Source organism: Shinella sp. (assembly GCF_035998705.1).
Classification (GTDB): Bacteria; Pseudomonadota; Alphaproteobacteria; order Rhizobiales; family Rhizobiaceae; genus Shinella.
In genome coordinates, this window is record NZ_DASYHH010000033.1 from 265,507 (window position 1) to 289,708 (window position 24,202).

General features: G+C 66.0%; 28 protein-coding genes. 12 read left to right on the forward strand and 16 right to left on the reverse strand.

The genetic code is table 11. The features are described 5' to 3' along the window. Positions 1 to 29: 29 nt before the first annotated feature. Entirely contained in the window at positions 30 to 806 is a 777-nt protein-coding gene (locus VGN93_RS29525; RefSeq protein WP_327510438.1) for an SOS response-associated peptidase, read from the reverse strand. Positions 807 to 866: 60 nt separating this feature from the next. Between VGN93_RS29525 and VGN93_RS29530 the strand changes: the two genes are divergently transcribed. The 9 genes from VGN93_RS29530 to VGN93_RS29570 all read left to right on the forward strand — a co-directional run bounded on the left by VGN93_RS29530 (position 867) and on the right by VGN93_RS29570 (position 7,252). Then, entirely contained in the window at positions 867 to 1,301 is a 435-nt protein-coding gene (locus VGN93_RS29530) for an NUDIX hydrolase (protein ID WP_327510439.1), read from the forward strand. Continuing rightward, positions 1,298 to 1,723 carry a TIGR02301 family protein gene (locus VGN93_RS29535; RefSeq protein ID WP_327510440.1) on the forward strand — a complete coding sequence of 142 codons (426 nt, stop codon included), beginning with the start codon at positions 1,298 to 1,300 and terminating at the stop codon, positions 1,721 to 1,723. Before VGN93_RS29530 ends, VGN93_RS29535 begins: the two co-directional genes overlap by 4 nt. 93 nt (positions 1,724 to 1,816) lie before the next feature. Beyond that, a complete protein-coding gene (locus VGN93_RS29540) occupies positions 1,817 to 2,086 on the forward strand; it encodes a hypothetical protein (RefSeq protein WP_319311307.1) in 270 nt (89 codons plus the stop codon). A 16-nt stretch (positions 2,087 to 2,102) separates the two neighbouring features. Beyond that, the gene (locus VGN93_RS29545; RefSeq protein WP_327510441.1) at positions 2,103 to 2,900 is read left to right on the forward strand and encodes a hypothetical protein; all 798 of its coding nucleotides are present in this window, start codon (positions 2,103 to 2,105) and stop codon (positions 2,898 to 2,900) included. Between the two features lie 225 nt (positions 2,901 to 3,125). Beyond that, positions 3,126 to 3,971, forward strand: a complete 846-nt coding sequence (locus VGN93_RS29550) for a folate-binding protein YgfZ (RefSeq protein ID WP_327510442.1) — start codon at positions 3,126 to 3,128, stop codon at positions 3,969 to 3,971. Between the two features lie 208 nt (positions 3,972 to 4,179). Beyond that, on the forward strand, positions 4,180 to 4,809 hold the full coding sequence (locus tag VGN93_RS29555; RefSeq protein ID WP_327510443.1) for an HD family hydrolase: 630 nt from the start codon (positions 4,180 to 4,182) through the stop codon (positions 4,807 to 4,809). A 2-nt stretch (positions 4,810 to 4,811) separates the two neighbouring features. Then, positions 4,812 to 5,345: a tyrosine phosphatase family protein gene (locus VGN93_RS29560; protein ID WP_327510444.1), complete on the forward strand. Its 534-nt coding sequence runs from the start codon at positions 4,812 to 4,814 to the stop codon at positions 5,343 to 5,345. Next, positions 5,342 to 6,301, forward strand: coding sequence for an NUDIX hydrolase (locus VGN93_RS29565; protein WP_327510445.1), 960 nt, complete (start codon positions 5,342 to 5,344; stop codon positions 6,299 to 6,301). Before VGN93_RS29560 ends, VGN93_RS29565 begins: the two co-directional genes overlap by 4 nt. Before the next feature lie 120 nt (positions 6,302 to 6,421). Beyond that, complete coding sequence (locus tag VGN93_RS29570; protein WP_327510446.1) at positions 6,422 to 7,252, forward strand: mechanosensitive ion channel family protein; 831 nt, start codon at positions 6,422 to 6,424, stop codon at positions 7,250 to 7,252. A 2-nt stretch (positions 7,253 to 7,254) separates the two neighbouring features. On the opposite strand, the gene VGN93_RS29575 is transcribed toward VGN93_RS29570, so the two are convergent. From VGN93_RS29575 to VGN93_RS29600, 6 genes are all read right to left on the reverse strand, one after another. After that, positions 7,255 to 7,773 carry a superoxide dismutase family protein gene (locus tag VGN93_RS29575; RefSeq protein ID WP_327510594.1) on the reverse strand — a complete coding sequence of 173 codons (519 nt, stop codon included), beginning with the start codon at positions 7,771 to 7,773 and terminating at the stop codon, positions 7,255 to 7,257. 68 nt (positions 7,774 to 7,841) lie between these two features. Further along, positions 7,842 to 8,750 (reverse strand): carboxylating nicotinate-nucleotide diphosphorylase, encoded by a 909-nt coding sequence (gene nadC / locus VGN93_RS29580; protein ID WP_327510447.1) that lies wholly within the window; start codon positions 8,748 to 8,750, stop codon positions 7,842 to 7,844. After that, the gene (locus VGN93_RS29585; protein WP_327510448.1) at positions 8,747 to 9,151 is read right to left on the reverse strand and encodes an endonuclease domain-containing protein; all 405 of its coding nucleotides are present in this window, start codon (positions 9,149 to 9,151) and stop codon (positions 8,747 to 8,749) included. The genes nadC and VGN93_RS29585 overlap by 4 nt, the downstream gene beginning before the upstream one ends. A 193-nt stretch (positions 9,152 to 9,344) precedes the next feature. Then, entirely contained in the window at positions 9,345 to 10,943 is a 1,599-nt protein-coding gene (locus tag VGN93_RS29590; protein WP_327510449.1) for an L-aspartate oxidase, read from the reverse strand. A gap of 48 nt (positions 10,944 to 10,991) precedes the next feature. Further along, on the reverse strand, positions 10,992 to 12,071 hold the full coding sequence (nadA, locus tag VGN93_RS29595; RefSeq protein ID WP_327510450.1) for a quinolinate synthase NadA: 1,080 nt from the start codon (positions 12,069 to 12,071) through the stop codon (positions 10,992 to 10,994). Positions 12,072 to 12,245: 174 nt separating this feature from the next. After that, the gene (locus tag VGN93_RS29600) at positions 12,246 to 13,481 is read right to left on the reverse strand and encodes an MFS transporter (protein WP_327510451.1); all 1,236 of its coding nucleotides are present in this window, start codon (positions 13,479 to 13,481) and stop codon (positions 12,246 to 12,248) included. A 300-nt stretch (positions 13,482 to 13,781) separates the two neighbouring features. On the opposite strand from VGN93_RS29600, the gene VGN93_RS29605 reads away from it, so the two are divergent. Next, positions 13,782 to 14,774 carry a magnesium transporter CorA family protein gene (locus tag VGN93_RS29605; RefSeq protein WP_327510452.1) on the forward strand — a complete coding sequence of 331 codons (993 nt, stop codon included), beginning with the start codon at positions 13,782 to 13,784 and terminating at the stop codon, positions 14,772 to 14,774. 61 nt (positions 14,775 to 14,835) lie between these two features. Here the strand turns inward: VGN93_RS29605 and vapB are convergent, their stop codons facing one another. The 6 genes from vapB to recO all read right to left on the reverse strand — a co-directional run bounded on the left by vapB (position 14,836) and on the right by recO (position 20,890). Beyond that, positions 14,836 to 15,039, reverse strand: a complete 204-nt coding sequence (vapB, locus tag VGN93_RS29610; RefSeq protein ID WP_327510453.1) for a type II toxin-antitoxin system VapB family antitoxin — start codon at positions 15,037 to 15,039, stop codon at positions 14,836 to 14,838. Between the two features lie 36 nt (positions 15,040 to 15,075). Then, positions 15,076 to 15,921 (reverse strand): MOSC domain-containing protein, encoded by an 846-nt coding sequence (locus VGN93_RS29615; RefSeq protein WP_327510454.1) that lies wholly within the window; start codon positions 15,919 to 15,921, stop codon positions 15,076 to 15,078. 79 nt (positions 15,922 to 16,000) lie between these two features. Then, complete coding sequence (locus VGN93_RS29620; RefSeq protein WP_319311278.1) at positions 16,001 to 16,654, reverse strand: HD domain-containing protein; 654 nt, start codon at positions 16,652 to 16,654, stop codon at positions 16,001 to 16,003. A gap of 36 nt (positions 16,655 to 16,690) precedes the next feature. Continuing rightward, a complete protein-coding gene (locus VGN93_RS29625; RefSeq protein WP_327510455.1) occupies positions 16,691 to 19,525 on the reverse strand; it encodes a DUF2339 domain-containing protein in 2,835 nt (944 codons plus the stop codon). A 97-nt stretch (positions 19,526 to 19,622) separates the two neighbouring features. Beyond that, positions 19,623 to 20,132: a PaaI family thioesterase gene (locus VGN93_RS29630; RefSeq protein ID WP_319311273.1), complete on the reverse strand. Its 510-nt coding sequence runs from the start codon at positions 20,130 to 20,132 to the stop codon at positions 19,623 to 19,625. After that, positions 20,129 to 20,890: a DNA repair protein RecO gene (gene recO, locus VGN93_RS29635; RefSeq protein ID WP_327510456.1), complete on the reverse strand. Its 762-nt coding sequence runs from the start codon at positions 20,888 to 20,890 to the stop codon at positions 20,129 to 20,131. The genes VGN93_RS29630 and recO overlap by 4 nt, the downstream gene beginning before the upstream one ends. 352 nt (positions 20,891 to 21,242) lie before the next feature. On the opposite strand from recO, the gene VGN93_RS29640 reads away from it, so the two are divergent. After that, positions 21,243 to 21,956, forward strand: a complete 714-nt coding sequence (locus tag VGN93_RS29640; RefSeq protein WP_327510457.1) for a L,D-transpeptidase — start codon at positions 21,243 to 21,245, stop codon at positions 21,954 to 21,956. A gap of 3 nt (positions 21,957 to 21,959) precedes the next feature. On the opposite strand, the gene VGN93_RS29645 is transcribed toward VGN93_RS29640, so the two are convergent. Then, positions 21,960 to 22,322, reverse strand: a complete 363-nt coding sequence (locus tag VGN93_RS29645) for a hypothetical protein (RefSeq protein ID WP_327510458.1) — start codon at positions 22,320 to 22,322, stop codon at positions 21,960 to 21,962. A 10-nt stretch (positions 22,323 to 22,332) separates the two neighbouring features. Beyond that, positions 22,333 to 22,821 carry an SRPBCC domain-containing protein gene (locus VGN93_RS29650; protein ID WP_327510459.1) on the reverse strand — a complete coding sequence of 163 codons (489 nt, stop codon included), beginning with the start codon at positions 22,819 to 22,821 and terminating at the stop codon, positions 22,333 to 22,335. A gap of 71 nt (positions 22,822 to 22,892) precedes the next feature. Here VGN93_RS29650 and VGN93_RS29655 point away from each other — a divergent pair, with 71 nt between their 5' ends. Continuing rightward, a complete protein-coding gene (locus VGN93_RS29655) occupies positions 22,893 to 23,216 on the forward strand; it encodes a metalloregulator ArsR/SmtB family transcription factor (RefSeq protein WP_327510460.1) in 324 nt (107 codons plus the stop codon). Positions 23,217 to 23,246: 30 nt separating this feature from the next. On the opposite strand, the gene bla is transcribed toward VGN93_RS29655, so the two are convergent. Continuing rightward, a complete protein-coding gene (gene bla / locus VGN93_RS29660) occupies positions 23,247 to 24,137 on the reverse strand; it encodes a BKC/GPC family carbapenem-hydrolyzing class A beta-lactamase (RefSeq protein WP_327510461.1) in 891 nt (296 codons plus the stop codon). Positions 24,138 to 24,202 lie beyond the last annotated feature (65 nt).

Genomic DNA, 24,202 nt, shown 5'->3' on the forward strand with positions numbered 1-24,202 from the left:
GCTTCGAGGCAATCTTGCCGGGAATGATTTCAGAACAGCGAAAGCTGATCGGACGGCGGGGGCGCTTGTGCGCCCTTTTTCTTTTCCGGTAGCGCTTCGTCGGCGCGCTCCTCGACCGGCTCCAGAATGTCCGGACCCATATTGGCGACCTTGCCCACCCTGTCGGACACCGGGATCGCCTCGAAGAAGCCGTCGTCGATCGGCTTCATCAGGTCGGTAATGTCGCGCGGCTCCTGCGTCTTGCAGTCCAGCCAGCGCGAAAAGTCCTCCGGGCGGATGACCACCGGCATGCGGTCGTGAACGCGGTTGATGTCGTTGTTTGCCGCCGTGGTGAGGATCGCGCCGGTGTCCACCTCGGAACCGTCCGCCGAAGACCAGGTTTCCATGAGCCCGGCAAAGGCGACGATCTCACCCTTTTTCGGACGGATCCAGTAGGCTTGCGCCTTCGCGCCCTTCTCCGCCGGCCGGCGCCATTCGAAGAAGCCGGAGGCCGGCACGAGAATGCGGCGGTGGCGCATGGCAGCCTTGAAGGATGCCTTGCCGATCGCCGTTTCGGCACGCGCATTGATCAGAAGCGGAAAGTCGCGCGGGTCCTTCACCCAGCCGGGCATGAAGCCCCAGCGCACCAGCATGGCCTTGCGCTCCGGCAGGTTGCTGCCGGGCTCCTGCCTCTCGCCGGCGATCACGATCAGGATCGGCTGCGTCGGCGCGATGTTGTAGCGCTCGGGCGTATCCTCGATGTTCAGGACGTTGAGGAATTCGCGCATGAGATCGGCCTTGGCCAGCAATGCAAATCGTCCACACATGGCGTCGTCATCGCACTTTGCCTATAAGGGGTCAATCGAGCGCAATCGAACCGGACCGCGATGAAGAAATCGAAGACACCACAGCCCGCCTCCTCCGCCATCATCGAGCGCGACGGGCGGTACCTGCTCGTGCTGCGCAGCAATCCGCCGTCCGCCGACATGTATGCCTTTCCGGGCGGGCGGGGCGAGGGTCGCGAGACGCCGGCCGAGACGGCGCTGCGCGAACTCTTCGAGGAAACCGGCATTCGCGGCGAAAAACCGCTGCTTTTCGCCACCTACGACCTGCCCGGCCGCCTGGACGCGCCTGACGGTCCGTCCTTCTTCCTCTCCGTGTTCAAGGTGAAGGCCGACGCGGCGGCCATCGCCGTCGCCTCCGACGATGCCGCAAGCGTCGGCTGGTATTCGGCAGAGGAAATCGCAAAACTGCCGGCGCCCGACAGCGTGCGCGACTGCATCGCGCGGCTCGAAGCCGAGCGGGCGAGACGCAGCGCATGACAGTGATTCGCCTTGCCCTTCTCGTAAGCCTCCTCCTCGCAGCCCCCGCCTTCGCCCAGCAGGCGAGCGGCGACAAGGCCGCGCAGAAACCCGAAGCCGCCGTGGTCGAGGAGAAGCCGACGCCCTATGACGAGCGGCTGGAGCGGCTTTCGGAGATCATCGGCGCGGTGCATTACCTGCGCAATCTCTGCACGGACAAGGCCGAGGACAACTGGCGGGCCTCCATGCAGCGGCTGATCGAGATGGAAGCGGGCAATGAGCCGAAGCGGCAGGAAAAGCTCACCGCTGCATTCAACCGTGGATACCGCTCCTTTGCGGCCATCTATACCGCTTGCACCGACTCGGCGGTTGTCGCAGAAGAGAGATACCGTAACGAAGGTGCAACACTTGCCACAGAAATTACCGCGCGATTCGGAAATTAGCGGTTAATTAACCTCTTTCTTCACGAGCCAGTGCCGTTTTGGGAAAAGGCTGCTAAAGTCGTTAACAGTCGAGTAAGAACTGAAATGCCGCGCATGGACCGATTGATGGAACCTACTCTCAACGATATCGACGAGATGATCGTGCACGAGAAGATGCAGGCCGCTCTGGAATACCAGAACGAGGCCTGGGCGGACGGCATGGCTGATGGCATCGAACCGGAAATCATCGCCGATGCCGCGATCGCGCTCGCCATGCGCGAGACGATCCGCATCCACGGCGAACGGGGCGCGGAGGCGATGCTCGAATCGCTGCGCACGCGCATGCTGGCTGGAGAATTCTCCCCCGAGCGCATCCTGCAATAAGCTGGAAAGACAAGTCATGCAGACGTCGCCTGACGGCAAAATGCTGTTTCGCAGCAGCCTTATCGCCTTGTCGGTGCTTTTCGCGACAACCGCGCTTGTCGCGCCGGTGCGCCCCGCCTTTGCGCTCAGCGAATTGAAGAACGAACAGGGCCAAGTACAGCAGAAGCCGGCCGAGGGCGGCGAAACGCCGACCGCCGAGGAAGAGGAGCAGCAGGAACAGGAGCAGCAGACCGCGCCCCTCGAACTACCGCTGCCCGACCCGCTGATTCGCCGCGGCGACACCGCGACCGGGCCGACCGACGACGCGCCCGTCACCGACGACAAATCCGACGACGAGCCGCAGGCGCCCGTCGAGGTGCTCTACGACATCAGCAAGGCGCCGGAAGCGGTGCGCCGCATGCGCGAACTGATCGTGGAGGCCGCCGCTTCGGGCGATATCGAGCGCCTGCGCCCGCTGCTCGGCAAGGGCGTCACCGAAACGCAGGTCTCGATCGTCGAGACCGACGAAGGTCCGGTCGAGACGCTGAAGGGCCAGTCCGGCGACAGCGAGGGCATCGAGGTGCTCGCGATCCTGCTCGATGTGCTGGCGGCCGGCTTCGTGCATGTCGGAAAGGGCACGCCGGACGACATGTATGTCTGGCCCTATTTCGCCGAAAAGCCGCTCGCGACGCTGACGCCGCCGGAAAAGGTGGAGCTGCTGCGCATCGTGACCGCCGGCGACTTTGCCGACATGCAGGAATTCGGCAGCTACAATTTCTACCGCATCGGCATTACGCCGGACGGCCAGTGGAAATTCTTCATCACCGGCGATTGAGCCGCTTTAGCCACGCATGGCCTGCCCTGCTACAGCATCCTTTCGACGCGCCAGCAGCCCGCCCCCACGTCTTCGCACCATGGCTGCGCGATGCCGGTCAGCCGGCGGACAGGACAGCACGACCTTGCGAAAGCCGTCCAGGCGTTCTACTTCTGTTTCAACAGGTGCGATGGTGCACCGCCCGCGGCCCGCATGGTGCCGGCGCGCGAAAATCTGGATCGAATCATGCCTTCCGTCACGCTTTCCGGCCGCGCCTTTCTCCGCCTTTCCGGCAAGGATGCCGAGACCTTCCTGCAATCGCTGATCACCACCAACCTGCCGGACCTGCCGGCCGGCGAAATCCGCCCCGGCGCGCTGCTGACGCCGCAGGGCAAGATCCTGTTCGACTTCCTGATCCGCCGCGACGGCGACGAGGCCTTCCTGATCGAGACGACGGAAGACCAGCGCGATTCGCTGCTCAAGCGGCTCACCATGTACAAGCTGCGCGCCGCGGTCGATCTCGCGGCGGTCGAGGGCGACGCGGTGACGATCGCCTGGGACGCTCCCGAGGCCGATGCGGCGCATGACGCGCGCTTCGCCAAGGCCGGCCTCGCCGTCTCCCGTCGTCCCGGTGCCTTCGGCAGCGACGATCCGGCGCTCTACGATGCGCTGCGCATCGGCGCCGGCATCCCGGAAGCCGGCCGCGACTACGCACTTTCCGACGCCTTCCCGCACGACATCATCCTCGATCTCACCGGCGGGCTGTCCTTCCGCAAGGGATGTTACGTCGGGCAGGAAGTGGTCTCCCGCATGCAGCATCGTGGCACCGCGCGCCGCCGCCCGGTCATCGTCAAGGGCGAGGCCGCCCTTCCCGCAAGCGGCACCGAGCTTCTTGCCGGCGGCAAGCCGATCGGCACGCTCGGCAGCGTCTCCGGCGCGCTCGGCCTTGCCATCGTGCGCATCGACCGCGCGGCCGACGCCATCAATGGCGGCACGCCGATCACGGCCGACGGCGCCGCCGTCACCGTCGAGCTCGCCCCATGGACCGGCCTCGCCTTCCCGCAGGACGCCTCCGAGGTGCCGGCGCAATGAGGGGGCGTCGTCGCGGAGGACAACACCCCCCTCTGCCCTGCCGGGCATCTCCCCCTCAAGGGGGGAGATCGGATGGAGCAGCGTTTCGCCCATTCCAAACGTTGCGATTAAAGCCCCGTCTTTGCTTCTTGCCGATCTCCCCCCTTGAGGGGGAGATGCCCGGCAGGGCAGAGGGGGGTACCGTCGCCCTGCAAACGGGTGTCACCCCATGAGCGGATCCCAGCGCGCGAAGACGGAGCCGCGTGCCTGGCAGCGCATGCTGTCCGGCCGCCGTCTCGACCTGCTCAATCCCTCGCCGCTCGACATCGAGCTGTCCGACATCGCCCATGGCCTTGCCCGCGTCGCGCGCTGGAACGGCCAGACGAACGGCGACCATGCCTTTTCGGTGGCGCAGCATTCGCTCGTCGTCGAGGCGATCTTTCGCCAGCAGAACCGCTGTGATGCCCACGAATGCCTGATGGCGCTGCTGCACGACGCGCCGGAATATGTCATCGGCGACATGATCTCGCCCTTCAAGGCGGTGGTCGGCGGCGGTTACAAGACGGTGGAGAAGCGGCTGGAGGCGGCCGTGCACCTGCGCTTCGGCCTGCCCCCCGCAACACCCGCCGGCCTGAAAGCCAAGATCAAGAAGGCCGACCAGGTCGCCGCCTTCTTCGAGGCGACGGAGCTTGCGGGCTTCTCGCATGCCGAGGCGATCAAGTTCTTCGGCGCCCCGCGCGGCATCACGCTGGAGATGATCGAGATCGCGCCGCTTCCCGCCATCGACGCGCAACAGCTTTTTGCCGACCGGTTCACGGCGCTTGAAAGGGAGCGCGGCGCGGTCGCCGCGACGCTGTGAGCATGGGCACGATCGTCGTCGCACCGCTTGGCAAGATCGCCGAACTTGCGGTGCGCCACCGCTGTCGCGAGATGCTGAGCCTCGTTGCGCCGAAACAGGGCTTTCACCGGCCCGCCGTCATCGCCGCCGCCCGCCACCTGATCATCGGCGTCAACGACATCGCCTTTGCCGGCACGGGAAAGCTCGTCGCGCCCGGCGAACAACACGTCGCCGCCATCATCGATTTTGCCAGCGGCTGGGACCGGCAGGCGCCATTGCTCGTGCATTGCATGATGGGGGTCTCCCGCTCGCCCGCAGCCGCCCTCCTCGCGGCCCTTGCCGTGGCGCCGGACCAGGACGAACACGACCTGGCGCAACGCCTGCGCCGCGCCTCCGTGCAGGCAACGCCGAATGCCCGGCTGATCGAGATCGGCGACCATGTGCTTTCACGGGGCGGCCGGCTCGTGGCCGCCGTCAAGGCGATCGGCCGCGGCGCGGACTATGTCGGCGACAGTCCTTTCGCCTTCTCCGCCACGCCGGAAACGGTGCGGCCATGACGGAACACCTCGCCCGCCCGCCGGTCGAGATCGGCCTCAACGCGGCGGTCGTCGCGATTTCCGAGCGCAACCCCTGCATCCTGGCGATCGGCGGCAAAGGCACGCGCGACGCGCTGCCCTTCGGCCCCTTCGACCCGCAGCAGCACCGCACCTTCGAGACGAGCCTGCGCGCCAGCGTCGAGGCGCAGACGGCGCTGAAGCTCGGCTATATCGAGCAGCTCTACACCTTCGGCGATCGCGGCCGCCAGAAACTGCCGGACGAAGCGGGCACGCACATGGTCTCCGTCGGCTATCTGGCGCTCACGCGCACCGATGCCGAGGCGAACGAGCAACTGGCGGAAGCGGGCGCCGCCTGGCGCGACTGGTACACGTATCTGCCCTGGGAGGACTGGCGGCAGGGCCGGCCGGCAGTGATCGACCAGCTCATCCTGCCGGCGCTGAAGGCCTGGGCGGCCGAGGTGGTGCAGGCGGAGCGCACCACGCCGCGCACCCGCATCCGCCTCGCCTTCGGCCTCGACGATTTCCCCTGGGACGAGGAGCGCGTGCTGGAGCGCTACGAGCTGCTCTACGAGGCGGGCCTTGCCGAAGAGGCGGTGACCGACGGCCGCGCCCGGCCCGGCCAGGTCTCGCCCGGCGTCGCCATGCGGCACGATCATCGCCGGATCGTCGCGACCGCCATGGCGCGGCTGCGCGGCAAGCTCAAATACCGCCCGGTGATCTTCGAGCTGATGGCGCCGGAATTCACGCTCACCGAATTGCAGGCGACCGTGGAGGCGATCTCCGGCCGCCATCTGCACAAGCAGAATTTTCGCCGCCTCGTGGAGGGCGCCGAGCTCGTCGAGCCGACGGGAAGCTCGACCTCCGCCACAGGCGGGCGCCCCGCCGCCCTCTTCCGCTTCCGCCGCCGCATTCTGGAAGAGCGCCCCGCACCCGGCCTCAAGGTCGGCATGCGCTAAATTCTTTTGTTTACGCAATTCCGGACGCAAAACCGCTGCACACTTTTGCCGGAATTGCTCCGGCCGGAACTTATCCGGCATCGTGCCATTCCCCCCACGATATCAATGGGGAAAGGTTTCATGGAACAACAGGCAACCGACATCATCGTCGCGACGCGGGCGGCGCTGACGCAGGCAAGCGCGCTTGCCGTGCAATATTCCTTCTCGATCCTGGGCGCGCTGGTGCTGCTGCTGCTTGGCTGGTTTCTGTCGCGGATCCTGCATCGCTGGGCGCTGAGCGGGCTTTCGCGCGTGCGCGGCATCGATGCGACGCTGGCGCATTTCTTCGCGAACATCCTGCGCTATGCCGTGCTGATCCTGGTCTTCGTGACGGTGCTCGGCCAGTTCGGCGTGCAGACCGCTTCGATCATCGCCGCCCTCGGTGCTGCCGGCCTGGCCATCGGCCTGGCCCTCCAGGGCACGCTGCAGAACATCGCCGCCGGTATCATGCTGCTCGTGCTCAGACCGTTCCGGGTCGGCGAATATATCGAGACGAAGGAGGTTTCCGGCACGATCACCGAGGTCGGGCTTTTTGCCACCGAGCTCAAGACCAGCGACGGCCTCTATCGCCTGGCGCCGAACTCGACGCTGTGGAACACGCCCGTCACCAATTTCAGCCGCGAGCGCACCCGCAAACACGATCTCAAGGTGAAGGTGGCGAATGACCGCGACATCGACGACGAGATCGACCGGCTGCTGACGATCGCCCGGGAGGATTCGACGATCGAATCCGTGCCGGCGCCGCAGGTCTTCGTCGACAGCCTGGAAGAAAGTGCCGCCATCCTGACGCTGCGCTACTGGGTCTCGACGCCGCAATGGTTCAAGACGACGCGCGAGATGAACCGCCGCGTGCGCATCGCCTTCGGGCAGAAGCTGGCGGGGCCGGAGCCTGATGCGGCCCCGGCCGAATAGCCTTATTTGATCACGGCGCAGGCGAGCCGATCGCCCGCGCCGCCGGCCGGGTCGGTGCGGTAGTCGTCCGAGCCGGCATGCACGATCAGGGCGCGGCCGCGAATGCCGCGTTCGGCATCGTCGAGCCGCACCATCGTCGAATAGACCTGCGCGCGCAGCACGCCGTCGTCCGCCACATACTGGTTCGGCAGGTCGCCGGCATGCGGGCCGTTGGCCGCGACAAAACCGTGTTCCTTGCCATCCGGATTGAAATGGCCACCCGCCGATTCGTGCCCGCCGGCATGGTCGCAGGTGCCGGTTTCGTGAATGTGCAGCGCCACCCATTTGCGCGGTTCCAGGCCGGAGATTTCCACCTCGAAGAGCACGCCGTCGTTCCCGGCGGTGATCTGCGCCCGGCCGGTCTCCTTGCCGGAGCGATCGACGAAATTGGCCTGCGCGGTATCCTTGACCTGCTGGGCGAAAGCGGGGCTGGCGAAACCCGCAAGCGTGCCCGCCGCCGCCGCGAGTGCCACGATCTTCAACATGATGCGTCCTTCCGATTGTGATTGCTCATGAAACCGGAACGCATCGTCTTCGGGGGTGTTCCCCGCTAGCCAGTCACGACAACGTCAAGGCCGATGTCGAGCGTCGGTGCTGCCATGGTGATCTTGGAGGTCGAGATATAGTCGACGCCGGTCTCGGCGATGGCGCGGATCGTCTTGAGGTTGACGTTGCCGGAGGCCTCGAGCTTCACGCGGCGCGGGTCGGCCGCATAGGTCGCATCGGTGAGACCGGCGCAATCGCGGTTGATCTCGACGGCGCGGCGCAAGAGCTCCGGCCCCATATTGTCGAGCAGGATAACGTCCGGCTGCGCCTCCAGCGCCTCCTCCAACTCCTCCAGCGTCGTCACCTCCACCTCGACCTTCACCAGGTGGCCGGCAAAGGCGCGGGCCGCCCGGATGGCGCCCGCCACCCCGCCGGCAACGGCTATGTGGTTGTCCTTGATGAGGATTGCGTCATCCAGCCCGTAGCGATGCGACGAGCCGCCGCCCATGCGCACCGCGTATTTTTCAAGCGCCCTGAGCCCCGGAATGGTTTTTCGCGTGCAGCAGACCTTTGCCGCCGTATGGGCTATCTCGTCGGCGAAGCGCGCCGTGTGGGTCGCGACGCCACAGAGATGCATGAGGAAATTGAGCGCCACCCTCTCGGCCGACAGCACCGCGCGCGCCGGGCCGGACACCGTCGCGATCACCGTGCCGGGCACGAGCTTGTCGCCATCCTTGACGAAGGCCTCGAAACGGATCGCCGGGTCCATCAGCCGGAACGCCTCGCGGGCCAGCTCAAGCCCGGCGACGACGCCGTCCTCGCGCGCATTCAGCTCCGCCTTCGCCAGCATCTCCGGCGCGATCGTCGCCTGGCTGGTAATGTCGCCTGCCCGCCCGAGATCCTCCGACAAGGCCGCACGCACCTGCTCCTCCACCATCAGGGGCGAGAGGACGGGTAGATAGGGGGTGGTCATGGGCTTATCCTAAATTCCTGAGGGACCTTTTCCTCGAATGCGCCGAAGCCGACCACCCGAAGAATGTGAGTGCAAACGTTGTCGATGTCCTTCAGCACATCATCGTTCCAAAAACGTAGAACCGTCCAGCCGAGTGCAGTAAGCCTTTCGCTTCGCTGAGCATCGGCAATCGACGTGTCGTTCCTTCCATGCCCGGAGCCATCGATTTCAACGATAATCTTATGCTCGGGACAAGCGAAATCAACGATGTAACCCGCAATCGGCATCTGTCTGCGAAAATGCAGGCCCATCAGACGATGGGCGCGAACCGTGTTCCAGAATGCTAATTCCGCTTCCGTCATCGCCTTTCGCATCGTGCGGGCGTTCTTGCGCAAGGCAGGACGGACTTCGTGGCGTGACATTCCGCGCTCCTCGTGTTTGTCAGGGCCTACCCCCCTCTGCCCTGCCGGGCATCTCCCCCTCAAGGGGGGAGATTGGATGGGAGGACCGTCTCGCCTTTCACCAACGTCGCAATGGGCGCACCTCCCGCTCGACTTGCCGGTCTCCCCCTTGAGGGGGAGATGCCCGGCAGGGCAGAGGGGGGTGCTTCAATCCTCACGCCGCCGCCGTTTCCGCCACGTCCGCCACCACCTTTTCCGCCTCCGCAAGGGTGAGGAAGGTGCGGTGTTTCCAGTTTGCCTTCTGCTCGGGGAAATCGGAGCGGTAGTGGCCGCCGCGGCTTTCTTCGCGCAGATAGGCGCCGGCCGCGATGAGCTTTGCCGTGGTGACGATGTTGTGGAAGCGCATGCGGCTGTTTTCACGCTCCAGCGTGGCGATCTCGCGGATTGCCGCCTTCAGGCCGTCGCGGGTGCGGATGACGCCGACATGGTCGCTCATGACGCGGCGCAGCCTCGTCAAGGCGGGGCTGTCCTCGATGGTCACGAGGTCGTCGCTCTCGCCGGCATTCTTGCCCCAGTCGCTGGTCTTCGGCTCCGGCAGCATGCCCTTGATGTTTTCCGCGATGCGCGCGGCGAAGACGACGGCCTCCAGCAGCGAATTCGAGGCCAGACGGTTGGCGCCGTGCACGCCGGTGGAGGTGACTTCGCCGGCGGCCCACAGGCCGTCGATCGAGGTGCGGCCTTCCGCATCCGTCAGCACGCCGCCCATGTGGTAGTGCACCGCGGGCACGACGGGGATCGGCTGCGTCACCGGATCGATGCCGGCGGCCTTGCAGGAGGCGTAGACCGTCGGGAACATGTCCGGGAAATGGGCGCCCACCGCCTTGGTGCAATCGAGGAAGGCGCCGCGGCCGGCCTGCACTTCGGCGAAGACGCCGCGCGAGACGATGTCGCGGGGTGCCAGTTCCGCGTCCTCGTGGATATCCAGCATGAAGCGGTGGCCGGCGGAATTGATGAGATGCGCGCCGTCGCCGCGCAAGGCTTCGGTGGCGAGCGGTGCGGGATCGCGGCCGATATTGATGGCGGTCGGGTGGAACTGCACGAATTCCGGATCGGCGATGATGGCGCCGGCGCGCGCGGCCATGCCGACGCCCTGGCCGCAGGCCTGCCACGGATTGGTCGTCACCGCAAAGAGATGACCGACGCCGCCCGAGCAGAGCACCACGGCGCGGGCCGGGAAATGCACGCGGTTCTTCGCCTGGCCGGCATCCGGCCGCGCGACGACGCCGGAGATGAAGCGGCCTTCGCGCACCAGCTCCTCGACGACATAGCCTTCGAGAACGCGGATCGACGGCGTGTTGCGCACGGCGGCGATCAACGCTTCCATGATCGCCTTGCCGGCCATGTCGCCCTTGACGCGCACGATGCGGCGTTCCGAATGGGCGGCCTCGCGCGACAGCAGCAGCTTGCCTTCCAGGTCGTGGTCGAAGGGCACGCCATAGTCCAGGAGATCGTGGATGCGCGCCGGGCCTTCGGAGACCATGAAACGCGCCATCTTCTCGTCGACGATGCCGGCACCGGCCTCCAGCGTGTCAGCGACATGCTTGTCGAACGTGTCGCCGGGGCTCATGGCCGCCGCGATGCCGCCCTGCGCCCAGGCCGACGACGCGCCCTGGCCGATGGGGGCGGCGGCGAGGATCGTGACGGGCCGCGGCGCGAGTTTCAGCGCGCAGAAAAGGCCGGCAAGGCCGCCGCCGACGATGACGATATCGTCGATACCGTTCCAGGATTGCGGGCGAAAACTATCAATGGGCATGTCTCACTCCTCCGACGCGCCGCCAGCCCCTCCAAACCGGAGGATGGCCTACTGCTTCAGGTTCACCATCCGCTCGACGGCGAGGCGGGCGCGATCGGCAATCGCCGGATCGACCAGCACCTCGTCCGTCATGGTCACCAGGCTGTCGAGGATCTTCGGCAGCGTGATGCGCTTCATGTGCGGACAGAGATTGCACGGCTTGACGAAATCGACGCCCGGCAGCTCCGCCTGGATGTTGGAGGCCATCGAGCATTCGGTGACGAGCAGCACGCGCGAGGGACGGTTGTCCTTGACGTAGTTGATCATGCCCGCGGTGGAGCCGGCGAAATCGCACACCGCGATGACGTCCGGGTGGCATTCCGGGTGGCCGATGATCTCGATGCCGGGATGAGCTTCCTTGTAGGAGAGCAATTCTGCCGCCGTGAAGCGCTCGTGCACCTCGCAGTGGCCCTTCCAGGTCAGGATCTTCTTGTTGGTCTGCTTGGCGACGTTCATCGCCAGGTACTCGTCCGGAATGCAGAGCACCGTGTCGCTCTCCAGGCTCTCGATGACGGCGAGCACGTTGGAGGAGGTGCAGCAGATGTCCGTCTCCGCCTTCACGTCGGCCGAGGTGTTGACGTAGGTGACGACCGGCACGCCGGGATAACGCTGCTTCAACAAGCGCACGTCCTCGCCGGTGATCGATTCCGACAGCGAGCAGCCGGCGCGCGAATCCGGGATGAGCACGGTCTTTTGCGGGTTCAGCAGCTTCGAGGTTTCGGCCATGAAGTGCACGCCGCACTGGATGATAATCTCGGCATCGACCTTGGTGGCGTCGCGGGCGAGCTGGAGCGAATCCCCGACGATATCGGCGACGCAGTGGAAGATCTCCGGCGTCTGGTAATTGTGCGCGAGGATGACGGCGCCGCGCTCTTTCTTCAGCCGGTTGATGGCCGCGACATAGGGCGCATAGACCGGCCATTCGAAGGCGGGGATGAACTGTTTCACCTTCTCGTAGAGGTGCTCGGTCTCGCGCGCGATCTCGGGCGTGAAGGAAAGGTCGGGCTTTTCGAGTACGCCGAAGCGCTCCGCGGCGGTGAGCGGACGCGTTGCGTCGGCAGCTGCCGCATGCTGGGCCAGAACGGTCATGGAACCCTCCCTTTCTTCCGCCCCTTTTCGGCGGAGCGCCATTTTGCTCAATTTGAGCATAATAGCTTCAAAACAAAACCGGCATGGGCCGGTGACTCAGATTTAGAAACTTTTGTGACGGTTTGCAAGAAGCGCCGCCCGAAATCCTTTTCGGGCGGCGGCAGCGTTGTTCGATCAGGCCATGGCCGGGCGCAAAACGGCCTTTTCCTGGATCGGCCAGTGCACGATCGCCGCGAAGATGCCGAGCGCCACGCCGAGCCACCACACCGGATCATAGGTGCCGAAATGGTCGTAGAGGTAGCCGCCCATCCACACGCCGAGGAACGAGCCGACCTGGTGCGACAGAAAGACGATGCCGCCCAACAGGCCGAGATGCTTCGTGCCGAACATGATGGCGACGAGCGCATTGGTCGGCGGCACGGTGGAGAGCCAGAGCAGGCCCATGAGGATCGCGAAGATGATGACCGAGGCCGGCGATTTCGGCAGCAGGATGAAGGCCGACACCACCACCGAGCGGGCGATGTAGATATAGGCGAGGAAATAGGGCTTCGAATAGCGCTGGCCGATGACGCCGGCGGCGAGCGAGCCGATGATGTTGAAGAAGCCGATCAGCGCCAGCGCGATCACCGCATAACGCGCGTCGATACCCAGATCGCCGAGATAGGCCGGGAAATGCGCGGTGATGAACGCCACCTGGTAGCCGCAGACGAAAAAGCCGGCGACGAGCAGCAGGTAGCTGCGATGGCCGAGCGCCTCCTTCAGCGCCTCGCCGATCGTCTGCTTGTAATCGCTGGCGGCCGTGATGCCGGACGAGGAATTGCCGCGCAGCGGAATGGCGATCAGCGGCACGAGAAGCATCAATATGCCGAGATAGACGAGGCTGTCCGACCAGCCATAGGCGCTGATCAGCCCCTGCGACAGCGGCGCGAACAGGAACATGCCGGCCGAGCCCGCCGCCGTGCAGATGCCGAAGGCCATGGAGCGCTGCTCCGGCGTGACATTGCGCGCGAAGGCCGAGAGCAGAATGCCGAAGGAGCCGGACCCGACGCCGAGCCCCACCAGCACGCCGCCGCCGATATGCAGCCAGAGCGGCGAGGTGCCGAGCGACATGAGGAACAGGCCGAGCGCATAAAGAAGGCCCGACATCAGCAGCACGCGCCAGGTGCCGAACTTGTCGGCGATGGCGCCGAAGAACGGCTGGCTGACGCCCCAGGCGAGGTTCTGGAACGCCATGGCGAGCCCGAAGGTCGTGCGGTCCCAGCCGGTATCCTGCAGCATGGGCAGCTGGAAGAACCCCATCGCCGAGCGCGGGCCGAAGGTGAGGACCGCGATCAGCGAGCCGGCGATGATGATGAGCCAGGGCATGGGCCGGGGCGCGGCACGGGCCGTAACGATGGATGGGGCGGACATGGGCATCTCCGAAATTTGCAGGCAAAACCTACGCCTGGGCATGCATTAACAAAAGCGAATTTAATTGACCGAGCGATCAGCCCGGTTGATGAAACACGCCGGCGCCGCCGGCGGCCGGATGTGCTTGACGCCGCTGCATTTTAGGCGCATGTGGCCGCGCAGGCGTCACAGGACGCCAACCAAACCCGGATAAGATCAATGGACCCCGACAGTCGACTATCGAGAGCGATCGCGCGACCATTCCGGTAAGAGGCTTCGGCTTCGCTCCGGATGGCGAGAATGCCCTCAGAGGAGCGAAACATGCTGCAGATCTACGCCCGCAAGGCTGACCGCTTTTGCCTGCGCGAAATTTCCAACCCCGCCATCGAGCAGGCGATCAGCCCTGCCCTCTGGTACGACCTTCTGAACCCGACGGCCGAGGAAGTGACGGACGTCGAGACGGCCCTGCGCATCACCATGCCGACGCGCGAGGAGATGGAGGATATCGAACTGTCCGCCCGCCTCTACCAGGAGGACGGGGCCGCCTTCATGACCATGACGGCGCTCACCAATCTCGATGGCGACGAGCCGGCCAAGATGCCGGTGACCTTCATCCTGCGCGGACCGACGCTGGTGACGGTGCGCCATGCCGAGGCAAAACCCTTCGTCACCTTCTGCAACCGGGCGCTGCGCGGCAACGGCCACAGCTACGAGACCGGCGAGGATGTCATGCTCGGCGTCATCGAGGCGGTGATCGACCGCATGGCGGATGTGCTGGAACGGCTCGGCAACGAGATCGACGGCATTTCGCGCGAGGTCTTCCGCAGCAAGAAAGGCCCTTCCCGCAAGAAGACGCGCGACCTCGAGGCGCTGATCGAGCAGCTCGGCCGCAAGGGCGATTTCCTGAGCGGCGTGCGCGAAAGCCTCGTCAGCATCTCGCGCCTCGTCGCCTATCATGCGGCGCTGGAAAGCCCGTCGCGCCGGCCGTCGAAGGAAATCCGCCAGCTCGTCAAGCTCGTGCAGCGCGACGCCGCCTCGCTCGGCGACCACGCGGCCTTCCTGTCGGGCAAGATCAACTTCCTGCTCGACGCGACGCTCGGCCTGATCAATCTGGAGCAGAACCAGATCATCAAGATCTTCACGGTCGCCTCGGTCGTCTTCCTGCCGCCGACGCTGGTCGCCTCGGCCTATGGCATGAACTTCGAACTGATGCCGGAGCTGCAATGGACGCTCGGCTATCCCTTCGCGATCGGCCTGATGATCTTTTCGGCGCTGATGCCGTTTTTGTATTTCAAGCGGCGCGGGTGGGTTTAAGAACGCCTCAAGGGCCGATTACAGCCAGTTGTCGGCCCTAGGCCTTGCATTCCGGCGCGGGTTACTCTCGTTCGATCAGAAAATCGTCGCTGGCCCGTGGTCCGTTTGTGAAAAGATCGTCCCACCTCTGGCCTTGCGGAACGATGACGCGGCTGCGACCGATCCGAAGAACATCGACCAGATGCACATCCTCCGGAAAGGCAACGGCCTCAGGAAGGAGAACGGTCTGGTTGCCACTGCTGGTTAAAACGGTCGAACCGGCCATACTCCACTCCCTGATGATCAGCCCTGTTACCGGGACCTAAGCCCGCATCTTCATCGGCCAGCGCTCCGCCCGCGTCTTCGTCACGCGCACCTCGTCGCCGAGGCGGATTTCGCCTTCGCTGCGCGGGACCGCGTTCCAGCCGAAGAGCACGCCGGGCACGCGGCGGTCGGCGGACATGCGTTTTTCGGCGAGCCCCTGGATGGGGTTGCCGCCGATGCGCTCGCCGGTCATCTGGTCCTGGGTCGTCATGATGCAGCGGGCGCAGGGTTTGACGAAATCGAAGACGATTCCGTTGATCTCGATCGCTTCCCAAAGGTCCTCGGCCCAGGGGTCGTCGCAGGTGACGAGGATGTTGGTGCGGAAGCGGTCCATGCCGACGGGCTCTTGGCCCTTGGCGGCAAGCGTGCGGTTGAGGTCGGCAAGCGAGCCGGTCGTGGTGACGAGGATGGGGAAACCATCGGCAAAGCCGACGGGCGCCGGGCTGCCGGCCCAGTCCTCGCCCTCGGCCCGCACGGCCAGTGCATCCATGTGCACGAGCTTGACGGGGCGCGCGAACCAGTCGGAAAGTGTCTCGTTGACGGCCTCGTCGGCGACGGCGGCGCTGACCGGGCTGTCCCAGATGGTAACGTCGAGGCGGTCTTCCGGCTCGAAGCTTGCGAAGAGCTGGCGGCCCTCCATTTCGAGGTGGAGGCTTTCGCCGACCGCCGTCGCCTCGACGCGGGCGAGCGCCTGCAACTCGCGCTGGGTGATGAAGCGGCCGTCCGGCTCGACGATCATGAAGCGGCGGTCGCCCGCGAGCCCATCGAGGCGCACGGTCGCACTTTCGACGGGGATGGCCCGGCCGCTCTTCAGCGGGTGAATGTTCAGACCTTCAATCTTCATGGCGGCGTCGTTTCCTGAGGTTTTGAGTCAACGCTTTGGCGAACCGATTCAATCCGGTGCCATAAAAGCATGTTTTTCTTCAGATTTCATCCAGAAGCATGTCGCGGATCGTGCGCAGGCGCGCCGTGCGCTCGCCAGCCATCCGCGCACCCGCGGCGGTCTGGAAGCCATCCGCCAGCTTGAACAGTTTGACCTCGAAATGATCGATTGCAAAGGCCTTGTCGTCCAGCGGGCGGTGTTCGGCGAGCGGGTCCAGCGGATCGTAGAGGCCGCTGCCCATGCGCCCGGCAATGTAGAAGCAGCGCGCGGCACCCACCATGCCGATCGCATCGAGCCGGTCAGCATCCTGCACTATCTTCGCCTCCAGCGTTTCCGGCGCGATATTTGCGGAAAAGCTGTGCGTGAGGATGGCATGGCCGACCGCCGCCACGTCCGCGGCATCCCAGCCCTCGGCCGCAAGCAGGACCGAGGCCTTTTCGGCCGCAAGGCGGGAGGCCTGCATGCGCAGCGGCGAGTTCTTCTCCACGGCCACGCAATCGTGCAGCAGCACGGCGGCCGCCAGAAGCCGCCGGTCGCCGCCCTCCTCCGCCTGGATGCGCCGCGCGTTCTTCCACACGCGGATCAGGTGCGCGGCGTCGTGCGAGCCGTCATCGGCGGCGAAGGCCTGCGGCAGCAGGCGCTCGGCGAGGTCCCCGAGGGGCGAAAAGGCGGCGGCGAGGCAGGTGAAGGACATGGGCGATCCGGTTTCGATTGCCCGAGACCTAGCCTGTCACGCCTCGGCGTTCAATTCCGCCTTTTCGCTGGTCCCGGACTTTCCGGAGAGGATTTTCTGGTAGAACAGCCCGATGCCGATCAGCACCGCGCCGAGCCCGATGAAGGAGAGCGCGCGCAAAATGCCTTCGAGGTTGGCCATGTCGATCAGGAAGACCTTGATCACCGCGATCAGCACGAGGCCGGCAGAGGCCAGGCGGATGCTCTTCGAATCGAACTTCGAGCCGACGACGAGGAGCGCCACGCCGAGCAGCAGCCAGACGACGGAATAGGTGTAGGTCTCCGGCTGGAGGAAGCCCTTCCAGTCCGCGATGCCCTCGCCATGCCAGTAGCGGCGCACCGAGAGCGTGACCCAGGCGAAGGCGAGCGCCACGCCGGCCAGCGCCAGCATGATGACATAGGGCATCGGCCGCCGGCCGCGCGCATACCAGGCGAGGCCGCCATAGGCGATGCCGGGCAAGAGGTAGCCGACGAGCAGCAGGTCGACGAACGGCCATTTGCCGAGCAGTTCCCCGGTGAAATAGGGGTTGAGGCCGATGAAATGGGCGCTCGCGATGGAGAGCACCGAGAGCACGCCGACCGCCATGGAGCCATAGCGGAAGACCGGGCTCGGCGACTTGAGATCGAGCGACATCATGATCGCCGAGGCGCCGATGACCAAGAGCGTATAGGTCGCCTGCTCGCCGAGCGTCGGCACGGAACTGTCGAGCACGCCGCCGTTCATGCCATGGCGCACGAGGATTGCGGCGGTCAGAAGCAGAAAGAGGCTTGCCAGCGCCTGGAGCAGATTGCGGATGCGCTCGCCCGGCCAGCGGCGCAGTTCGAAGGCGGCGAGGGCGAGAAGAGCGGCCGGAATGCCATAGCCGGCGAGGAGCTGGTTGAAGACCGGCGTCTTCGAGAGGTTTGCGGCGCCGACGATGGTCGGCTCCCAGGCGATGCGGCCGACGACGACCGCGGCGGCACCCGCCATCAGCCAGGGCAGCACCGGCCAGGCCCGAACGCGTGTCGCGAAGACGGCCGCGGTGCCGAGAGCCGCCACGCCGAGCGTCGTGACGAGGCCGTCGGTCAGCGCGTGCAGTGCCAAAACCAGGAAGGCGAAGCCGCCGGCGGCAAGCGTCCATTGCGGGATGAACAGGCCGCCCTCCTCCGTCCGCTCGCGGGAAAAGGTTTCCGCCGCGGCGAAGAAGACGAGGCCGAGCAGCACGGCAAGGAGTCCGTGTTTGGCATCGAACGAGAGATTGCCGAAATTGAGGAAGCTGACGGCGAGCACCGCGAAGGGCACGGCGGGCGCGAGCAGGCTCCACAGCGCCCCGAAATGGGACGAGCCCGCCATGCGCAGGCGCACCGCGGCAAGGCCGACGGCGGCATAGGCGATAGCGAGAACCAGCAGCAGGTTGACCGGTACCGCGCCGAGAACCGGGATGGGCGTGGTACCTTCCAGCGTGGGCGGCGCCAGCGTGCCGAACGTATCGATCAGCGCGCCGCCCGGCAGCACCACCATGCTCGCGACACCGACCACGGCGCCGATCGCGGAGAAGATGGCGGGATAGATCGCCCCGCCGCGCAGCGCACCGAGTACCGCCAGCGCCATCACCAGGATGACGAAGCCGTAATCCGCATGGGTGATCGTCGGCACCCGGCTGGCAAGCACCAGCGCCGGGAAGACGACGGCGAGCGCGCCGGTCAGCGACACTGCGACGGCGGGCGGGGCGAGCAGCTTGTCGAACGGATCGGCGGGCGCGGCACCGGCGGCTACCGGCGTGTCGTCGAGCGCGATCGCGCCCGGCCAGATCAGGCCATGGCCGAGAACGAGCACCAGCAGGGCGGCGAGCACGGGCACCACGTCGACATTTTCCGCCCCGGCCAAGTAGAGCAAGGCCCAGAGCGCCATGCCGCCATTGGCGAGCGCCGGCACGACCTGCCAGTGGCGGATACGCGAGGCGGCGAAGGTGGCGAGCCACGCGACGGAGAGGAAGCCGAAGAGGCTCCAGGCGCTCGGCTCGTCGGTCGAGACCAGCGCGGGCGTCACCATCGAGGCGAGCAGGCCGAGGCCGGCCAGCGCCTGGCCGTGCAGCAGCGACAGGCCGATCGTCGCGAAGGAGACGGCAGCGAGCAGCACGAAGGCCATGACCGGGCCGACATAGCCGTAGAATTCGTAGGAGACATAGGTGACGGCGAAGAGCGTGATGGCGCCGGCGGCGGTGAGCACGCCGGGGATCATGGCGTTCTGGAAGGCATTGGCGATGAGCGGCTGGGTGCGGCGGCGCACGAACTCGCCGACCGCCATCAGCACGAGGCCGAAGACCGCGGCGAGCGACAGGCGCACGGCCGGGCTGAGCAACCCCGCCTCGATCGAATATTTGACCATGAAGATGCCGCCCAGCGCCAGCGCGATGCCGCCCACCCAGACGGCCCAGCGCGCACCGATGCGGCTTTCGAAACTTTCCTTCGGCTTGATTGCGGCCGCGACGGGCTGCGCGGAAACCGCTTCCTCCGCCGTCTCGCTGGCGACAACCGCCTCGGCCGGCGCGCCGCCGAAGATCGCGCGGCCCTTTTCGACGTCATCCGCCGTAACCGGCTTCGGACCGGCCCAGGGGCCTGCAAACGGGGTTTCGTCCGGCTCTTCCGCCGCCTCGCGTGCGGCCTCCGCCATATCCACGGCCGCCTCGCCCGTCCCTTCCGTTGCCGGCACCGCCACTCCGCCGGCCTTCAGCGCCTCGACCTCGCGCTTCAGTCGCATCACCTCGTCGCCGATCTTCTGGGCGGAGTTGCGGGAGGCATTGAGGGTGTAGAGCGCCAGGCCGATGGCGACCAGGGATAGGATTTCCAGCATTGCAACTCCAGCACGGCATACTTCAGGGTGGCGACACTACCCGGTTTTTTCCAAACGCCAAATGATGTTACGTTTCAGCGCGTTGATCTCTTCGCCGTCAGCGCGTCAAATTCTCGATCGGGAAGATGGCGCAGGTTTCCGTGCCGTGGGCGAGCAGCTTGCCCTTGCCGTCGCGGAGCCACGCTTCGGAGGTGGCGATGGTGCGGCCGCGGTGGATGATTTTTCCCTCGCAGAACACTTCGCCCATGCCGGGCAGCACCGGGCGCACGAGGTTCAGCTTGAACTCGATCGTCGTATAGGCCTCGCCCGGCTTGATGACCGAGAAGACGGCGCAGCCGAGTGCCGAATCCATCACCGTCGCCGTCCAGCCGCCATGCACGGTGCCGAGCGGGTTGAGGTGATCGGCCGACGGCATGCCGGAAAAGACGACGCGGCCCTCCTCCACCTCGGTCATGCTGAAGGCGAGCGTCTTGGCCATGGGCGGTGCCGGCAGGTCGCCGGCAAGCATCGCCTGCAACACTTTCAACCCGCCGTCGCGCTTCACCACGTCGAAAGGCAGCGTGCCGACGCTGCCGACCGTCAGCCCCGGATAGATCTCGACCGTCATGCGCTGGCCTCTTTCGGTTGATCATGTTTCGGCGTCAGCGCCTTCAGCGCCGCCTGCACGAAGCCTTCGCGGGCGTCGGCGAGTTCCAGCCCGCGCGGTTCGCAGACATGCCGGTTGAGGAAGAAGGCCGTCAGGCGAAAACCGTCGGCAAGCGCCGTCACATCCGCCGCATGCCGGCTCTCGTCGCCGAGGAAGGCGGGCAGCGCCAGCATCTTGGCCGCCCAGGGCGCGCCGGCGTCGCGCGAGACGGCGCGGCCGGATTTCGGCGAGACGTAGCAGAGATCGTCGCGCGTGCCGGTCGCCGCGCATTCGATGAGATCGAGGCCGAAGCCGAGGTCGTTCAGCACGGCCAGCTCGAAGCGCACGAAAAGTTCGCCGGCATCGGCCGGCTCGTGCAGGTGGTCGAGGATGACGGAGAGCGCCTCGTAGAGATGGGGATGCGGATCGCGCTCCGGCAGGAAGCGCAGCAGGGCCGCCATGGCCTGCACGCCGTAGACGGCGGTCGCCGTCTCCATCAGCCGCCCGGCGCGCAGTTCCAGCGGCTCGATGCGGAACTCGCCGAGATGTTCGTCGAGCCGCGCTCGCCATGTCACCTCGACGGAATTGCCCGGCTGGAGCACCGGCTGCATGGTTCGCGACCGCCCGCCACGCACCATGCCGAGATGACGCCCGCGCTCGCGCGTCATCACCTCGACGATCACCGACGTCTCGCCATGGCGCCGAACGCCCAGAACGATGGCCTCATCACTCCATTGCATGCGCCAAGCCTTACGCCCTCGGCCGGTCGGGGGCAAGCGGGAGCCCGCGGTTGCCCCTCACCCTAACCCTTTCCCCGCAAGCGGGGAGAGGGGACTTGCCTCACGGAGGGTCGTGGTTTGGGAAAACGGTGCGGCATATCTCCTTCTCCCCGCTTGCGGGGAGAAGGTGGCCGGCAGGCCGGATGAGGGGCGGCCCTTTCTGCGGCGGAACGACGCGTGGCCTCGGCGCCACACCTAAGCCCTTGCCACAGTTTCGCTTTCTTCTCGCCCTGCCGATGCCGGCTTTGGCTTCAAAGAACCGCGGCAAGGCCCACAGGCCAGCTTCGGAATCAAAAAGACAGGTGCCCAACTCATGTGTGTGTCCCCCCTCCGCGCCCTCGCCCTCCTGGCCCTTGCCGCCACGCTTGCCGGCTGCGCCACCACGGCCAAGCCGGTGAAGAAGGGGCCGGACCCGCTGCATGTGGCGATGTACGGGCCGCAGCCGGAGGAACGTTTTCCGCTGCCGGGCATGGATATCAGCCGGGTGAACCCGAAATATTTCCGCCAGCTCGTCGCCTACCAGACGGCGGAGCCGGCCGGCACGATCGTCATCGATACGCAGGACCGCTTCCTCTACCTCGTGCAGGATGGCGGCATGGCGCTGCGCTACGGCATCGGCGTCGGCAAGGCGGGCCTGGAATTCGAGGGCGGCGCGCGCATCGGCCGCAAGGCGGAATGGCCGCGCTGGACGCCGACGCAGAACATGATCGCGCGCGAGCCGGAGCGGAATCTGAAATGGGCGGGCGGCATGGAGCCGGGGCTGACCAATCCGCTCGGTCCGCGCGCGCTTTATCTCCACAAGGACGGCAAGGACACGCTCTTCCGCATCCACGGCACGTCCGAGCCGTGGTCGATCGGCAAGGCGGTGTCGAGCGGCTGCATCCGGCTGTTCAACCAGGATATCATCGACCTCTACGGCCGCGTGCCGACCGGAAGCCGCGTCGTCGTGCTCCAGCATCATGCGCCGGTGGACGAGACCATGCCGATGGCGGCCGCCGACGGACTGACGCCGCCGGCCGCGATCTGAGGCCTACCAAGCATCCGGCTCGCGCACCATGTGCACGACATTGGCCGGGTTCATGACCCAGCCGCCGCGAAAGCCCTCGCCCAGGTCCTCGATGGGGTCGCAGCGCACGACGCCGTTCTTCTCCAGATGGCCGAGCGCCACCTTGTGGTCCGGCGTGAAGAGTTCGAGCCAGACTTCCGCCTGGCTGTAGGTCGGCGCCTCGTCGATCCACAGCCGGTTCGGGCCGAGGTGGAAGCCCGTGGCCGGCGCCTTATCGTCGAAGGGTTCGAGGCCGACGACGTCGCGGTAGAAGGCGACCGTCGCCTCGTATTGATGCGACGGCACCTTCATGGCGATGTTGATGCCGCCCTTGATGTTTGCAGTCATAGTCCTCTCCTCACGTGTAATCCTGCTGCTCGGCGGCGACGACGCCCTTGAGCTCGCTCGGGTAATAGCCCTCGCGCAGGTTGATGCCGTATTCGACATAGGCCTTCATGCAGGCGAGCATCTGCGACCAGCCCTCGCAATTCATGTAGGATGATTTCTGGCCGCGCTCGTTCTCGCGCCAGCCCGTCTCGGCGATGGTCACCATCGTGCCGCCGTCGTCCAGCGCCTTGAAGCGCATCTCGACGCGCGTCTTGTAGGGGGCCTCCCCTTCGTCCACCATGGCATCCCAGCGAAAGACGATGAGGGCATTCTCCTCGATCTTGTCGACGATGACCGGGGCCATGCCCCACCAGGTGACCGTCGTGCCTTCGACCAGCGGCGCGCTCGCGCCGCCGATGGTGGTGAAATAGCCGCTCAGCTTTTGCGGATTGACCACGGCGTCGAAGACGTCGGCGACCGGCTTGCCGATCCGCCCGTTCACACGAAATTCCAGCGTCATGCCGTCCTCCTTCGGGGCGAAAGCGCCCTCCTCTGCTTGTCCTGCGCCAAAATATGTTATAAATCTATAACATGTCAAGCGAATCGAAAGAGGACGCCGTTTTCAAGGCGCTCGCCAATGCCAAACGGCGGCAGATGCTGGATGCGATCAAACACGCGCCGCTGACGACGGGCGCGCTGTGCGAAAAGTTTCCGGAAATGGATCGTTGCACGGTGATGCAGCACCTGAAGGTGCTGGAAGAGGCGGATCTCGTGCTGCCGCGCCGCGAGGGCCGCGAGCGCTGGAACCACCTCAATGCCCTGCCGATCCAGGCGATCCACGACCGGTGGATCAGCCAATATGCCGGCCACGCGATGAACGTGCTGTCGGCCTTGAAGGGCGAACTGGAGGGCTGAGGCGCCGCCGCATGGGCGGCGCCCTCGCACTCAGACGTCGACGGCGATGCGGCCGACTTCGGCGATGATGGCATTGCGTTCGTCGCCGGATATGCCCGGGATTTCATAGAAGGCGGTGACGATGACCGCGCCGCGGTCCGGCGACCAGGCGACGGCCACGTCGTTGGCATTGCCGGCCTTGTCGCCGTTCGTGCCGGTCTTGTCGCCGGTCGTCCAGTCGGCCGGGAAGCCGGCGCGCAGCCGGGTGTCGCCCGTCTTGTTCATGACGAGCCAGGCGGCAAGCTGCGCCTTCGAGCGCGGCGAAAGAACGTCGCCGAAGATCAGCTTGCGTAGCGTCTCGACCATGGCGACCGGGGTGGTGGTGTCGCGTTCGTCGTCCGGCGTCTCGCGGTAGTTGAGCGTCGGCTCCGTGCGGTCGAGGCGGGTGATCTCGTCGCCGAACCCGCGCAGGAACTGCGTCACCGCCTTCGGCCCGCCGGACCCGGCGAGCAACAGGTTTGCGGCGGCATTGTCGCTGAGCGTGATGGTCGCCTCGCAGAGTTCGGCAATCGAGATGCTGCCGCCGACGCGCTTTTCCACCGCTGGCGCCCAGTCGACAAGGTCCGCCTTCCTGACGGTGATGCGCCGGTCGAGCGTCTCTTCCTCGCGGTCGACGCGGGCCAGGATGTGCCCGGCCAGCAGCGCCTTGAAGGTGCTGCACATCAGGAAGCGCTCGTCCGTGCGATGGCCGAGCCGTGCGCCCGTCGCGAGATTAAGTATGGCGACACCAAGGCGGCCGCCATGGCGGGCCTCCAGTTCGGCGAGCCGCTTTTCCAGCGCTCCGCCTGCCGCGGCACCGGCACTTCCAGCCACAGCAGAAACCGCCGGTACGGCCAGCAAGGCGCCGGCAAGCGCCTGCCGGCGTGAAATCGTGATCGTCATGTCTGTTTTCCTGTCTGTCGGCACCGGGCGCGTGCCCGGCCGTTTGAGCCCGCCCATGCCGCGAC